Raw genomic sequence first — 13,835 nt, 5'->3', positions numbered from 1 at the left:
TTTCATGATGGCGAGTCGGCCGGCGGGGTGAAGTCGTGGATCTCCCCGATCCGCGGGGTGAAGCGGGGATCCTGATCCCGGTTGTGCTCCACCCACTCCATGGCCTGACAGAAGCTCTCCCGCTTCGAGAACTCGCTGCGCACCTGATCGATGGCCCGCTCAGCGCTGCGCCGCTCCATCTTGCTGGCCTTGCGGTCGCTGAACTGCTTGTGCTGGGCCAGCATCCACTCGGTGAAGGCCTGGCGGCACTGGGCCTCGCTGGCAGCCTGGACGGGCAGGGCCGCCAGCAGGGCGATCATCAATAAATAGCGCATAACAACATCGGTGACTGAGGGGGGGGGGTTGTCTGAAAGGGCGGCATTCTATGCCGAAAACTTGAGCATGAACAGGGGAAGAGAGGGAGCCGGCATGGCCGGCCCCCACAGGGTCAGTGTTTGACGAGGTAGAGCTGGCGGCTGTAGGCCACGTCTTCCGGATTGTTGATGGGATAGCCCTTGAGCCAGGGCTTGATCAGCCGGGCGTTGGTGTACTGATAGATGGGGGCGATGGGCGCCTCGTCCTGCAGTATGGTTTCGGCCTCATCGAACAGGCGGGCCCGCTCACGGGGATCCTGGCTGCTGGCAGCCTTGGCCAGCAGGGCATCGTAGCCGGCATTGGCGAAGCGGGCCATGTTGCCGCTGTGGTGGGAGCCCCACAGGCCGAGGAAGGCGGACGGGTCGTTGTAGTCGGCCACCCAGGAGGAGCGGATCACCTCGAACTCCCCGCTCTGGCGGCTGTCGAGATAGGTTTTCCACTCCTGATTGGTGAGCTCGACCCGGGCTCCCAGCTTCTGTTTCCACAGGTTGGCGATGGCCAGCGCCATCTTCTTGTGTACCTCGGCCGTGTTGTAGAGCAGGGTCAGTTTGAGCGGGTTGGTCGGGCCGTAGCCCGCCTCCTTGAGCAGGGCTCTGGCCTTGTCGTCCAGCACCTGCTGACTGCTGCTGGAGAGCAGGTTGGCCTTGGGCTCGAAGCCGGCAACCACGTCCGGGGTGAAGTGATAGGCCGGTTTTTCTCCGGTGCCCAGGATCTTGCTGGCGATGAGGCCCCGGTCGATGGTGTAGGAGAGCGCCTTGCGCACCCGCACGTCGTTGAGGGGGGCGCGCTGGGTATTGAAGGCGTAGTAGTAGGTGCCGAGCTGATCCGGGGTATAGACCTCGCCCGGGATCTGCTGCATCAGCTTGTGATACTGCTCCTTGGGGAAGGACTCGGTGATGTGCAGGTCGCCGGCCAGGTAGCGGTTGGTGGCCGCGCTCTCCTGGTTGATGGGCACGAAGGTGACCTTGGTCAGCACGGTATGGGCGTGATCCCAGTAGTAGGGGTTGGGGGTCAGCTCCAGCTTCTCGTTCACCACCCGGTGACTCAGCACGAAGGCACCGTTGCCGACCAGCTTGCCGGGCTGGGTCCACTGGTTGCCGTATTGCTCCATGCTGGCGCGATGCAGTGGCGACAGGCTGGGGTGGGTCAGCAGGCTCAGGAAGTAGGGCACCGGCTGGGAGAGGGTTACCTGCAGGGTATGCTCATCAAGGGCCTTCACCCCGAGCTCTGCGGGGGGCAGCTTGCCGGCCACGATGTCATCCACCTTGTCGAAGCGGGCCAGCTGGGCGAACCAGGCAAAGGTGGCGGCCTCCCTGGGATCCACCAGTTTGCGCCAGCCGTAGACGAAGTCGGCGGCCTGCACGGGATCGCCGTTGGACCAGCGGGCGTCCGGGCGCAGATGGAAGGTGAAGCGCTGATTGCCCTGATTGTCCCAGCTGGCGGCGACCCCGGGCTGCACCTTGCCGTCCGGTCCCTGGGTCAGCAGCCCCTCGTAGAGATCCCGCAGTACCTGCAACTCGGGCAGGCCGACCAGCTTGAGCGGGCTCAGGCTCGCCGGCTCGTCTTTCAGATGACGTACGACGGCCTGTTCGGTGGCGAGCTGGGTGCCGGGTGGAACATCGGCAGCCTGGACACAGGCACAGCCCAGCAGGGCCAGCAGGGGACTCCATCCTTTCATGATTGATCCTTCAAATAGTGTGAAGCGGGGTGAAAACTCGGCGAGAAGTGATCGCCGACAGACGGGAAATCATGATATCCCGTTTGCTGGTCAGACCGCCAGTATGAGTCCCTTGGATGAGGGGACTCCCCGGCATCTTATTTGACCCGCCATTCGGGCAGAGGAGTGAGCAATGAGAACATGGATCCTTTTGGCTTTGGCCATCAGTCAGGGGGCCTGGGCCTTGGCGCCGTGTGAGCGCGAGAGCCAGGTTGGTAGCTGGTGCGAGGTGAACATAGATCAGCTGCATCCGACCCAGGGCGGCGTGGGCCAGATCCAGGTCGACAACACCCAGGCCGAGCTGGCGGGCAAGAGCGCAAAGCAGCTCGACAAGTTGATGAAAAAGAAAGAGATCCCCATCGTCATTGCGCCCGATGGCGGTTACTGGCTGGTGGACAGGCACCATCTGACCAAGGCGCTGTGGCAGTCTGGCGTGAAGCAGGTGCGGGTCAAGGTGATCGCCAGGTTGCAGGACAAGGAGAACTTCTGGAGCCAGATGCAGTGCAACCACTGGGCCTGGCTCAAGGATGAAAAGGGCGGTGCACTGACACCGCAGCAACTGCCGGCCCACATCGGCGATCTGCCGGATTACCCCTACCGGACGGTGGCCGGGCTGCTGCAGGATGCGGGCTATTTCGACAAGCGGGAGCAGGTCTACTTCGTCGAGTTTGCCTGGGCCAGCTGGCTCGGCCAGCAGATGGACTGGCTGCCGGTCGACAGCGCCAACCTGGCGGATCGCCTCTATCAGGCCAAGCGGCTGGCGTGCAGCAGCAAGGCGGCGGATCTGCCCGGTTATCCCGGCAAGCAGTGCCGAGTCAATCAGTCGCGCAGCGGCAACTGAGGGGATAGCCGCTATCAAAGCAATTGCGGGGGGCCTATGCCCCCCGCTTCGTCATGATGGCTGCCGGGCCTGCTGCCAGTGCGCGGCGGCCTGTTCCAGCAGGGCCACTTCGCCTTGCTGGATCAGCGGCAGCAAGGCCTGCACCTGGGCATCCGGCCATTCCCACCAGGCCAGCGCCTGCAAGCGGGCGATCTCCTCCTCAGCAAAGCGCATCCTGATCACTTTGGCCGGCGTACCGGCCACCATGGCATAGGGCGGCACATCCTGATTGACCAGGGCGCGCGCCGCTATGATGGCGCCGTCGCCGACGGTGACCCCCGGCATGATCATGGCGTCCATGCCGATCCAGACGTCGTTGCCGATGCGGGTGTCGCCGGCAGGGCGATAGCTGCGCTGGAGGGCATCGAGATCGGCAAACGGGTAGGTGCTGATGAAGTCGGCATTGTGGGTGTAGTTGCCGCCCATCAGGATCTTCACCCCGGCGGCTATTTGCACATAGTCACCGATATGGAGCTGATCGATGTGCCAGAGCGGCTCCCAGCCGGTCTCTGGGCTGCGGCTGAAACGGTCGCCGTGCAGATAGCGCACGGCGGCCTCTTCAAACGGGCCGTCCCAGGCGCCGGAGTAGTAGCTGTGGCGCCCCTTCAGGTGGATGTTGGGGTTGCTCACCGTCAGGTGCAGGTACTCGACCTGCGACCAGTGTTGGCAGGGTTTCATGGTTGTCTCCTCGTTCAAATGGATAGGGTGGATGACGCGAGGAGCACAGCTAATAGATCCAGACCAGCAGGCGGGGCACGCACAGGGTCGAGCAGCCCAGATCCTGGGGTAAACGGGGTCGCAGCATGGAGAGTGCGGGTCCTGAAGGGTGGATCGGCATGGTAAGTCATATGGGGATGGGGGCCAAGCCAAGCATCGTTATCTGGTCAAAACCTGCACGAAATATCGGGTTGATATTCATTCTCAACTGGGCATGATAAAAGTCCCACCCATCAACTTGGGAGATCGGCATGACCCATCAAATCTGGCAGCGTTACATGCTGGAGGCTGAAAACGCACTGGGCGCGGGCGCGCTCGGCACCGCCATCTGCCTCTATCAGCAGGCCCTCGCCGAGGTATACGAACTGAGTGACGGCGAGCTGGATGAGTTGGCCAGCATGCGGGTGGCGACCTGCCACCGGCTGGCCGACTTCTGGCGCGCCATGGAGGAGCCGGCCTATGAGTTGCGCTACCTCAAGCTGGCCTCCGAGCTGGTGACGGCGTTGGTGCCCCAGTGTCCGAACCAGGAGTGCGAATCCCTCATCAGCGAACTGGGTTGCTGTCGGGCGGCGCTGCTCTCTTTCCTCAAGCGCCACCCCAATCCCGACATCGCCCGCTTGATCCAGCTGCAGGATCAGGTGCAGGGCTGCGAGCTGATCGGCCGCTTTCGCCTCAACTGAGGATCATTTACGGCCTTTGAGGCGCTGGGCGATCCGCGTTTGTGCCTCTTCCCCCAGCAGGGCGAGGGAGAAGGCGCGCGCCTCCAGATCGATGACGAAGTGCACCGCCTGCCTGAGTTCCTGCTTGAGCAGCGCCTTGCTCTTTTGCAGTGCCTTCGGCGCCTTGGCCGCCAGCTTCAAACCCTGCTCCCGGGCAAAGGGGAGTAGCGCTGCGGCCGCCAGCACCCGGTTGGCGAGCCCCAGCCGCAGTGCCTCGTCGGCATCGATGGCTTCGGCCAGCAGCAGCAGCTCCGCCGCCTTCAAGTGACCCACGCTGCGCGGCAGCAGCAGGCTGGAGGCAAACTCCGGCACCAGCCCCAGCTCGACGAAGGGCAGTTGCAGGCGGGCATTGTCGGCCAGATAGACCAGATCGCAGTGCAGCAGCAGGGTGGTGCCAATCCCCACCGCCGCGCCGCCGACCGCGGCGATCACCGGCTTCGGAAAGTCGGCCAGGGTGTGGAGGAACTGCAAGATGGGATCGTCGGCCTCTAGAGTCTCTTTCCCCACGAAGTCGGCCAGATCATTGCCGGCGGTAAAGCAGTCGCTCTGCCCCTGGATGAGCAGGGCGCGGATGGCGTCATCTTCCGTCGCTTGTCGCAAGGCGTCGGTGAGCGCACGATACATGGCGGTATTGAGGGCATTGCGCTTGTCGGGACGATTGAGGGTCAGGGTGAGCAAGCCATCCTGCTGCTCGACAATGATAATGGGGTCCATGTCTAAATCCTTGTTATTGCTGGCTGTCAAAAGCTTACTGCTGCGGTAATCTTTGTGGCGTTTAACAACATCATAAAAGGATTTCAACCATGTTTAAACGTGCGTTCTATTCCCTGCTGGCCCTGGGGCTGGCCGCTCCCGCCCTGGCCAAGGTCGAGGCCGTCGACGGCTATGTGCGCCTGCTGCCGCCGGGCTCGCCCAACACCGCCGCCTTTCTGGTGCTGAAGAATGATGCCGATCAGCCGGTCAAGCTGGTGGCTGCCGCCTCGCCCGAGGTGGGCCGCGCTGAGCTGCACACCCATCTGCACGAGAACGGTGTGATGAAGATGCGCCAGGTCGAGAGCATAGAGGTGCCGGCCAAGGGTGAAGTGGCGCTCAAACCCGGCAGCTTTCACATCATGCTGTTCGAGGTGCGCGAGCTCTCCCAGGGCACCCCTTTCCCGCTGACATTGACCATGGATGATGGCCAGAAGCTGGAGTTGAGCCTGCCGGTGAAGCCGATTGAACCCATGGCAGGCATGCAGCACTGACATTAATGGACGCTTGTTCAGTTTTTTACACTGTGTATTCCCGTCGCACTGGGTAAAATGATGGCCTTTCCAGTCCATAGATAGAGAGTGACGTGATGAAGAAGACCTTGATTGCCGGTTGCGTACTGGCCCTGTTCAGCCAGGCAGCCATGGCTGCCGATGACTGGCGTTTCGCTGCCGGTACCGATGTATGGAATGCTCAGGGCAGCGGCCAGATCAACGGTGTCGGGGCCAACGGCAGCTACGACGAGAACTACAACTGGAGCGGCTACCTGCAACTGGAGCACGGCATCATCCTGCTGCCCAACGCCAAGTTCGAGATCTCCGATTTCGGTACCAGCGGCGGCGCCCTCAACAACGATCTGATGGCGTATGACCTGAGCCTCTACTATCGCCTGTTCAACAACGACCTGTTCCAGATCGATCTGGGTCTGACCGGTCGTCGCTACGATGGTGATTTCAACACCCAGCACTACTCCTATGACAAGGACGTGCTGATGGCCTACACCGGCGCCGAAGTGCGCATCCCGGGTACCGGCTTTGCCGCCTTCGGCGATGCCCGCGTGCAGGATGCCGACAACTATGACTACCGTCTGGGTGGTTCCTACAAGTTCGCGACCGTACCGCTCAAGGTGCGTGCCGGCTGGCGTGATGCGAGCATGGACTTCGATCGCGTTGACCAGCGGGTCGACGGCTGGTTCATCGGTGGCGAATTCACCTTCTAATTCCGGCAACGGCTGATAACGATGTCCCCATCATCCCGATGGCGGCATCCGACGAGGAAAGAGCATGGGTCATATCATAGTGACGGGGGCGGGGTCCGGTCTGGGCCGGGCGCTCACCATAGGTCTGGTTGAACGCGGTCATCAGGTCTCCATGATGGGGCGTCGTTATCAGAGGCTGCAGGAGCAGGAGGAGTTGCTCGGCAAGGCGGTGATCGGCATCGCCGCCGATCTGGCGCACCACGAGGAAGTGGACGTGGCGTTCGCCGCCGCGGTGGAGTGGGGCGGCCTGCCCGAGCTGGTGCTGCACTGTGCCGGCGTGGGCGAGTTCGGCCCGGTCGGCGTCTATACCGCCGAGCAGATCCGCCGGGTGGTGGAGAGCAACCTCATCTCCACCATTCTGGTGGCCCAGCAGACGGTGCGCCTCATCGGCGACAAGGGCGGCGTGCTGGCCAACGTGCTCTCCTCCGCGGCCCAGGTGGGCAAGGCCAACGAGAGCCTCTACTGCGCCTCCAAATGGGGCATGCGCGGTTTTCTGGAGTCGTTGCGGGCCGAGCTGAAAGGCTCGCCACTACGGCTGGTGAACCTCTATCCGAGCGGGATCCGCAGTGAATTCTGGGACAACTCGGATCACGTGGACCCCAGTTGCTTCATGACCCCGGAAGACGCCGCCGCCTACATGCTGGATGCGCTGGAAGCCAGAAGTAGCTGCCATGTGACCGATCTCTTCATCGGTCGCAACTAGCTGCGGCCTGCCTCGCCTCTGCCCTGCGGCAGAAAACAAAAAGCGCGCCTAATGGCGCGCTTTTTTATGGTGGCTAGGGGCGTAATTAACGGCCCAGCTTGGCCTTGAGCAGGGCAACGATCTCGCTGATCGCCACTTCCTGCTTCTCGCCAGTGCGGCGGCACTTGTACTCCACCACGCCGTTGTCCAGACCGCGATCGCCGATGACGATGGCGTGCGGCACACCCAGCAGCTCCATGTCGGCGAACATCACGCCCGGGCGCTCTTTACGGTCATCGAACAGCACATCCACCCCGGCGGCCTTCAGCTCGGCGTAGAACTGCTGCGCCTGTTCGGCCACGCGCTCGGATTTGTGCATGTTCATCGGCACGATGGCCACTTCGAACGGGGCGATGGCTTCCGGCCAAATGATGCCGTACTGGTCGTTGTTCTGCTCGATGGCGGCAGCCACCAGACGGGAAACCCCGATACCGTAGCAACCCATCTCCATGGTGACGGACTTGCCGCCCTCGTTCAGCACGCTCGCCTTCATGGCTTCGGAGTACTTGGTACCCAGCTGGAAGATGTGTCCCACTTCGATGCCGCGCTTGAGCAGCAGTTTGCCCTGGCCGCACGGGCTCGGGTCGCCTTCTACTACGTTGCGCAGGTCGGCAACTTCGTAAGAGGCGATGTCGCGATCCCAGTTGGCACCGGTCAGGTGGAAGCCGGTCTCGTTGGCGCCACAGACGAAGTCCGCCAGATGGGCGGCGCTGCGATCGGCGATGATGCGACCGGCAAAGCCGACCGGGCCGATGGAGCCTGCGTCGCAACCGGCGGCAGCCTTGATCTGCTCGTCGTTGGCGAAGGTCAGCGGGTTGGCAACGCCGGCCAGCTTCTCGGCCTTGATTTCGTTCAGCTCGTGGTCGCCACGCAGGACCAGGGCGATGACGGCCTGTTTACCGTGCTCGTCCTCTTCGCCCAGCACCAGCAGGGTCTTGGCGATGGCGCTCGGCGCCACGTTCAGGAAGGCGGCCACTTCGTCGATGGTGTGGACGGCCGGGGTGGCGACCTTGATCAGGGCCGCGGTGGCGGCAGGGCGCTCGCCAGCCGGTGCCAGCGCTTCGGCCATCTCGATGTTGGCGGCGTAATCTGATGTATCGGAGAAGGCGATCAGATCTTCACCGCTTTCGGCCAGCACCTGGAATTCGTGGGAGCCGGTACCACCGATGGAGCCGGTATCGGCCTGCACCGGACGGAAGTTCAGCCCCATGCGGGTGAAGGCGGCGCAGTAGGCAGCGTGCATCCGCTCGTAGGTTTCGATCAGCGAAGCCTTGTCGATGTGGAAGGAGTAGGCGTCCTTCATCAGGAATTCGCGACCACGCATCACGCCGAAGCGGGGACGCACTTCATCGCGGAACTTGGTCTGGATCTGGTAGAGGTTGAGCGGCAACTGCTTGTAGCTGTTCACTTCGTAACGCACCAGCGAGGTGATCACCTCTTCGTGGGTCGGACCCAGCACGAAGGGACGGTTGTGACGGTCGGTCAGACGGCACAGCTCGGGACCGTAGTCATCCCAGCGGCCGGACTCCTGCCACAGCTCGGCGGGCTGCACCACCGGCATGGAGACTTCGATGGCACCAGCATTGTTCATCTCTTCGCGAACAATGTTCTCGATTTTTTTCAGAACCCGCAGACCGGACGGCAGCCAGGCATACATGCCGGAGGCCAGTTTGCGGATCATGCCGGCGCGCAGCATCAGCTGATGGCTGACGATCTCGGCATCGGACGGGGTTTCCTTGAGAGTGGAAAGCAGATATTGGCTGGTACGCATCGCGGTAGACCTTAGCTAAGACGGGCGGCTGGGCCCTGGATAATTTCAAGAGCGGAATTTTAACAGGCCGGACCCTGCGGCCCAAGGGCTAAATTCGTACGACGGGAGAAAGCGGGGGCATAGCCCCCGCGTTGGTCAGACCCGAAATTGCGACAACAGGCGCTGTTGCAGCAGGCTGGCCTGATGCAGGGAGGAGGCGAGCTGCAGGCACTCCTGCGCCTCCTGCTCGCCGGTCTGGGCCTGTAGGCTGATGCCGGAGACCTTGTCCGAGGTGTGGCTGAGGGTATGGGAGAGCTGACCGGTGGCATCGGCCACCTGTTGCACCATGTCCGCCAGATGGTCGATGGCCTCTTCCACCTTGAACAGGATCTGCCTGGTGTTGTCAGAGTCCTCCATGCCGGATTCCACCGTCTTCAGATTGCGCTGCATCATCAGATAGGCTTTCTCGGTCTGTTGCTGGATGTTGTTGATCACCTCGGTTATTTCGGCGCTGGAGGAGGCGGTGCGATTGGCCAGGGTGCGCACCTCGTCGGCCACCACGGCAAAGCCGCGACCCATTTCGCCGGCCCGGGCCGCCTCGATGGCGGCGTTGAGCGCCAGCAGGTTGGTCTGCTCCGAAATGCTGCTGATGGTGGAGATGATCTGGCCAATCTGGCTGGCCTGCTCCTTGAGGGCGTTGATGGCGTTGGCGCACTCGCCCACTTCCACCACTACCCGCTGCATGCCGTTGCTGGCGGAGGTCACGTATTGGCTGCTCTCGGCAGTGAGCTGGCGCACCTCGTTGGCGTTTTGGGCCGCCAGGCTGCAGTTGTCCGAGATGGAGGTGGCGACCTGGACCATCTGCTCGCTGTCGTGGTGCAGTGCCTGGGCGTGTTCGGCGGTCTGGCGGCTGCTCTGGCTGATGGCTTCGACCCGGTTGACCGAGGTGTGGACGTGCTCGCTGATGTGCTGGTTGTTGTCCATGGTGGAGCTGATCATCTTCTGCAGTTTCTCGATGAAGCGATCCACGCTGCCGGCCAGCGAGCCAATCTCGTCGTCGCGCTTGAGATTGATGCGGGCATTGAGGTCGCCTTCTCCTGCCGCGATATCCTGCATGCGTTGATTGACCTGCAGCAGGGGTTTGACGATGGTGCGCACCAGCCAGAAGCCGCACAGGGTCACGAGCAGCAGGCTCAACAGCAGACCCCCCAGCAGCAGGTTCTTGGTGTGGCTGATGATGCTGTTGAGCTGGTTTACCTGATCCTCGACCGTGGCGTCCCCCTTGGCTTCTACCTCGACCAGTTGCTGCTTGAGCTGGTCGGCGCTGCGTTCATAGTTGACCAGTTGACCCTGATACTCGCTCAGTGCCGCCATCCACTGCACCATCAGCCGCTGCACCTCGGTTTGCAAGGTGCGGTACTGGGTTGCCAGCGACTGGCCGGCAAATTCCCCTTTGCCGGGCACATCAAACATGCCGCTGCCCAGCATGGCGTCGACTGCTTCCTGGTAGAAGCGGGTTGCCTCCTTCATCTCGGCCTGGATGGCGGGAGTTGGCCCCTCGCTCTGCATCTTCTCCAGCGCATAGAGCTGGCGCAGGAAGCCGATGTTGGCCTCCATGCCGCCATCGGCGGCATGCCAGCGGGTGGCCAGACCGCCATTCCAGCTGATGGCCTGATCCGGCGACTGGGTCAGGCTCTCGACCGCACCGTCCCCCACCACCTCAAGCTGGGTCGAGAGGCGGGACATGCGCTCCGAGCTGGCGCGCAGCGCCTGATCGACGCTGGTAAAGGCCCGGTAGAGTGCCAGCAACTGCTCCTGTTGCTGCTGATAGGCCAGATGCTGCTGCTCCATCGAGCTGATGGCGGTGGCGTCGATCAACCGGCCTTCCCCCACCCGGCGCATGGCATCGGCGGTGGCCGCTCTGGCGCGCTGCAGCTCCGGCTCGTCGAGCGGCATGCCTCTGAGCATCTTCTGGATGTAGAGCGACTGGTTGCCGAGCTCGATGGACCCCTCCATGGCGCCGTCGGCAGTCTGCCAGGCGGCGCCCAATACATAAGAGAGCAGATCCGCCAGTCGCTGGCTGCCATACCAGCCGACGATGCCCATCCCCAGCGTGCAGCTGAGCAGAATGGTCAGCCCGAGATTCGATGTGGTGACAATTTTCATGATGCAGGACCTTCCTTGGCTCCGAACAAACCCAATTCAGTGTTTTATCAATGGCGGGAATCCGCCATTCCCGATGAAAAATAAAGTTGTTGCCATGCCCGGATCCAAGCATGGCTGGCAACGGGCGAACGTGCCGAGAATCCGCCCCGATCCTCACCGCCCTATGCTGGATACTTATCCAGTTATTCTTTATGCTATGAGCCAATTTACAGATAGCTGGTTTGGTGAGGAGATTGCCGTGATTGGTCGCTTGAGAGGCGTAGTCATTGAGAAACAACCCCCCGAGGTACTGCTGGAGGTCGGGGGCGTGGGCTATGAGGTACAGATGCCCATGAGCTGCTTCTATGATCTGCCCGAGATCGGCAAGGAGGCGACCATTCACACCCACTTCGTGGTGCGAGAAGATGCCCAGCTGCTCTATGGTTTCAATCACAAGCAGGAGCGGGCGCTGTTTCGCGAACTGATCAAGACCAACGGGGTCGGTCCCAAGCTGGCGCTGGCCATCCTCTCCGGCATGACCGCCACCCAGTTCGTGCTGAGCGTCGAGCGCGAAGAGATAAGCTCCCTGGTCAAGTTGCCGGGAGTGGGCAAGAAGACCGCCGAGCGGCTGGTGGTGGAGATGAAGGACCGGCTCAAGGGCTGGGTCAGCCACGATCTCTTCTCGCCGGCCGAGATCACCCTGCCTGCCAGAGAGAGTGCCCTGCGGGCGCCTGATTCGAGCGAAGAGGCGGCCAGCGCGCTGGTGGCGCTCGGCTACAAGCCGCAGCAGGCCAGCCAGATCGTCAGCAAGGTCGCTGTCGACGGCATGTCGGTGGAAGATATCATCCGTGAAGCACTGCGCAGTCTGGTGTGAGGTAGACAATGATTGAAGCGGATCGTCTCATCTCCGCCTCCGGCGGGCGGGAAGAGGAAGTCATCGATCGGGCCATCCGGCCCAAGCTGCTGGCCGATTACACCGGTCAGGATCCCGTCTGCGAGCAGATGGAGATCTTCATCGCGGCGGCGCGCCAGCGTGGCGAGGCGCTCGATCACCTGTTGATCTTCGGCCCGCCGGGGCTTGGCAAGACGACACTGGCTAACATCGTTGCCAACGAGATGGGGGTCAACATCAAGACCACCTCCGGCCCGGTGCTGGAGAAGGCCGGCGATCTGGCGGCGCTGCTCACCAACCTCGAACCGAACGACGTGCTGTTCATCGACGAGATCCACCGCCTCAGTCCGGTGGTGGAGGAGGTGCTCTATCCGGCGATGGAAGATTACCAGCTCGACATCATGATCGGGGAGGGGCCCGCCGCCCGTTCCATCAAGCTCGATCTGCCCCCTTCACCCTGATCGGTGCCACGACCCGGGCTGGTTCCCTCACCAGTCCGCTGCGGGATCGTTTTGGCATAGTGCAACGGCTCGAGTTCTACAACGTCAAGGATCTGACCGACATCGTCGCGCGCAGCGCCCGTTGCCTCGGGCTCGACATGACGGAAGACGGTGCACTGGAGGTGGCGCGTCGTTCGCGCGGTACGCCGCGAATTGCTAACCGTTTGTTGCGCCGGGTGCGCGATTTTGCCCAGGTGAAATCTGACGGCCGCATCGATGGACCCATAGCGGCCCGAGCCATGGACATGCTGGACGTGGATAATGAAGGCTTCGACTTCATGGACCGCAAGTTATTGTTGGCTGTGATAGACAAGTTTCTGGGCGGGCCGGTGGGGCTCGACAACCTGGCGGCTGCCATCGGGGAAGAGAAGGACACTATCGAGGATGTACTCGAGCCTTATCTGATCCAGCAGGGCTATCTGCAACGTACACCCAGAGGGCGGATCGCGACACCAAGAGCTTATGCGCATTTTGGCCTGCAACGGCCAGATGAAGGGTGAAAATAGCTGATTGAACAAAAAACCGCCGCTAGAGGCGGTTTTTTGTTATCCGGGCAAAAAAAGCCCACTGCGGATGCGGTGGGCAAAGACAATTCAGGATGGATGTTCACAGACAGTGAGTGCGTCTGGAGACAGACCGGTAAAAAAACAGAGGAGCCGTCGCGAGGCCTCAGAGTCGGTTCATTTGATAGAGCTGCACGAACGAAAGCTTGTAGTAACGGATGGTTTTAGCAACAAACTTTTTCATCTTTGATTCCAATAAACAGGTTCGAAATGTTCATCGAATACGTACCGGGAACCCAGATTGACCGGCCTGTATCCAAGGGTATGCCCTCACTGCGAGGCGCATTGTAGGAGCTCTATCGGACTCGGACAAACAAGAAAAATTACCTATCTCAGATTAGATTAACTAATCATTTTGCCAGCTTATGGAATTAGCATGAACATGCGTTTTTAGTGGTTTTTAATTAGTTTATTCGGACCCGACACAGCCACAGGAAACATTATGAAAACGACCTTGTCAGTTGTTTTTTAACAGAACCATTACTAATTGGTGATAAATATAAATTTGATTTAAATCAATGATTTGCGATCTTTGTTTTTTTGTGACGCAGCTCTCTAAAATAAATCTCATCGGTCGTGAAAATGCCTTTAAAAGGCATGTATTCATGATGGTTTTACATTGATTTCAATCAAATAAAGGTGATATAAAACGCAGGTCATTATGGGCGGGAATAAAGCAAGCTAGATTGTTTTGTAATTGTTAAACATTAACTTTTTTTGTTCCCTATTATTGCCTTGTTGTTAATGTGGTGGCAGTCGAATCCGGTCGTCAGTGCAAAACTGGAACATGACCGATAATTCGGGGACTTCCAACGGAAGCTTTGTCCTTAAAACTTAAAATAGCCGTG

12 protein-coding genes and 1 pseudogene are annotated in these 13,835 nt (G+C 60.9%); 7 read left to right on the top strand and 6 right to left on the bottom strand.

Annotation, left to right across the window (positions count from 1 at the left end):
• Nucleotides 1–2: 2 nt before the first annotated feature.
• A complete protein-coding gene (locus tag E5E97_RS00715; protein ID WP_042064670.1) occupies nt 3–314 on the bottom strand; it encodes a hypothetical protein in 312 nt (103 codons plus the stop codon).
• A gap of 113 nt (nt 315–427) precedes the next feature.
• Entirely contained in the window at nt 428–2,032 is a 1,605-nt protein-coding gene (locus E5E97_RS00710; protein WP_171279711.1) for an ABC transporter substrate-binding protein, read from the bottom strand.
• Nucleotides 2,033–2,204: 172 nt separating this feature from the next.
• On the opposite strand from E5E97_RS00710, the gene E5E97_RS00705 reads away from it, so the two are divergent.
• Nucleotides 2,205–2,912, top strand: coding sequence for a ParB-like protein (locus tag E5E97_RS00705; RefSeq protein ID WP_171279710.1), 708 nt, complete (start codon nt 2,205–2,207; stop codon nt 2,910–2,912).
• A 51-nt stretch (nt 2,913–2,963) separates the two neighbouring features.
• On the opposite strand, the gene E5E97_RS00700 is transcribed toward E5E97_RS00705, so the two are convergent.
• On the bottom strand, nt 2,964–3,629 hold the full coding sequence (locus E5E97_RS00700; protein ID WP_171279709.1) for a CatB-related O-acetyltransferase: 666 nt from the start codon (nt 3,627–3,629) through the stop codon (nt 2,964–2,966).
• 290 nt (nt 3,630–3,919) lie between these two features.
• On the opposite strand from E5E97_RS00700, the gene E5E97_RS00695 reads away from it, so the two are divergent.
• Nucleotides 3,920–4,348: a DUF2753 domain-containing protein gene (locus E5E97_RS00695; RefSeq protein WP_011707379.1), complete on the top strand. Its 429-nt coding sequence runs from the start codon at nt 3,920–3,922 to the stop codon at nt 4,346–4,348.
• A 3-nt stretch (nt 4,349–4,351) separates the two neighbouring features.
• Here E5E97_RS00695 and E5E97_RS00690 read toward each other — a convergent pair whose 3' ends face one another.
• Nucleotides 4,352–5,101 carry an enoyl-CoA hydratase-related protein gene (locus E5E97_RS00690; protein ID WP_171279708.1) on the bottom strand — a complete coding sequence of 250 codons (750 nt, stop codon included), beginning with the start codon at nt 5,099–5,101 and terminating at the stop codon, nt 4,352–4,354.
• 89 nt (nt 5,102–5,190) lie between these two features.
• On the opposite strand from E5E97_RS00690, the gene E5E97_RS00685 reads away from it, so the two are divergent.
• The 3 genes from E5E97_RS00685 to E5E97_RS00675 all read left to right on the top strand — a co-directional run bounded on the left by E5E97_RS00685 (nt 5,191) and on the right by E5E97_RS00675 (nt 7,098).
• The gene (locus E5E97_RS00685; RefSeq protein ID WP_011707377.1) at nt 5,191–5,631 is read left to right on the top strand and encodes a copper chaperone PCu(A)C; all 441 of its coding nucleotides are present in this window, start codon (nt 5,191–5,193) and stop codon (nt 5,629–5,631) included.
• A gap of 95 nt (nt 5,632–5,726) precedes the next feature.
• On the top strand, nt 5,727–6,356 hold the full coding sequence (locus tag E5E97_RS00680) for a TIGR04219 family outer membrane beta-barrel protein (RefSeq protein WP_011707376.1): 630 nt from the start codon (nt 5,727–5,729) through the stop codon (nt 6,354–6,356).
• A 64-nt stretch (nt 6,357–6,420) separates the two neighbouring features.
• Nucleotides 6,421–7,098, top strand: a complete 678-nt coding sequence (locus tag E5E97_RS00675) for an SDR family oxidoreductase (protein WP_171279707.1) — start codon at nt 6,421–6,423, stop codon at nt 7,096–7,098.
• Between the two features lie 85 nt (nt 7,099–7,183).
• On the opposite strand, the gene E5E97_RS00670 is transcribed toward E5E97_RS00675, so the two are convergent.
• Nucleotides 7,184–8,908: a proline--tRNA ligase gene (locus E5E97_RS00670; RefSeq protein WP_171279706.1), complete on the bottom strand. Its 1,725-nt coding sequence runs from the start codon at nt 8,906–8,908 to the stop codon at nt 7,184–7,186.
• 135 nt (nt 8,909–9,043) lie between these two features.
• Nucleotides 9,044–11,053, bottom strand: a complete 2,010-nt coding sequence (locus tag E5E97_RS00665; RefSeq protein ID WP_171279705.1) for a methyl-accepting chemotaxis protein — start codon at nt 11,051–11,053, stop codon at nt 9,044–9,046.
• Between the two features lie 238 nt (nt 11,054–11,291).
• On the opposite strand from E5E97_RS00665, the gene ruvA reads away from it, so the two are divergent.
• A complete protein-coding gene (gene ruvA, locus E5E97_RS00660; protein ID WP_016351960.1) occupies nt 11,292–11,906 on the top strand; it encodes a Holliday junction branch migration protein RuvA in 615 nt (204 codons plus the stop codon).
• Between the two features lie 8 nt (nt 11,907–11,914).
• Nucleotides 11,915–12,924: pseudogene (gene ruvB, locus E5E97_RS00655) on the top strand (Holliday junction branch migration DNA helicase RuvB).
• Nucleotides 12,925–13,835: the final 911 nt, after the last annotated feature.

Source organism: Aeromonas sp. 2692-1 (assembly GCF_013085505.1).
GTDB lineage: Bacteria > Pseudomonadota > Gammaproteobacteria > Enterobacterales > Aeromonadaceae > Aeromonas > Aeromonas hydrophila.
This window is presented reverse-complemented; position numbering and strand designations above follow the sequence as displayed.

Coding starts and splice junctions, on each gene's coding strand:
- E5E97_RS00680 (WP_011707376.1), top strand. CDS start 5,727: ATGAAGAAGACCTTGATTGCCGGTTGCGTACTGGCCCTGTTCAGCCAG.
- E5E97_RS00685 (WP_011707377.1), top strand. CDS start 5,191: ATGTTTAAACGTGCGTTCTATTCCCTGCTGGCCCTGGGGCTGGCCGCT.
- E5E97_RS00695 (WP_011707379.1), top strand. CDS start 3,920: ATGACCCATCAAATCTGGCAGCGTTACATGCTGGAGGCTGAAAACGCA.
- E5E97_RS00675 (WP_171279707.1), top strand. CDS start 6,421: ATGGGTCATATCATAGTGACGGGGGCGGGGTCCGGTCTGGGCCGGGCG.
- E5E97_RS00705 (WP_171279710.1), top strand. CDS start 2,205: ATGAGAACATGGATCCTTTTGGCTTTGGCCATCAGTCAGGGGGCCTGG.
- E5E97_RS00665 (WP_171279705.1), bottom strand. CDS start 11,053: ATGAAAATTGTCACCACATCGAATCTCGGGCTGACCATTCTGCTCAGC.
- E5E97_RS00710 (WP_171279711.1), bottom strand. CDS start 2,032: ATGAAAGGATGGAGTCCCCTGCTGGCCCTGCTGGGCTGTGCCTGTGTC.
- E5E97_RS00700 (WP_171279709.1), bottom strand. CDS start 3,629: ATGAAACCCTGCCAACACTGGTCGCAGGTCGAGTACCTGCACCTGACG.
- E5E97_RS00715 (WP_042064670.1), bottom strand. CDS start 314: ATGCGCTATTTATTGATGATCGCCCTGCTGGCGGCCCTGCCCGTCCAG.
- E5E97_RS00690 (WP_171279708.1), bottom strand. CDS start 5,101: ATGGACCCCATTATCATTGTCGAGCAGCAGGATGGCTTGCTCACCCTG.
- E5E97_RS00670 (WP_171279706.1), bottom strand. CDS start 8,908: ATGCGTACCAGCCAATATCTGCTTTCCACTCTCAAGGAAACCCCGTCC.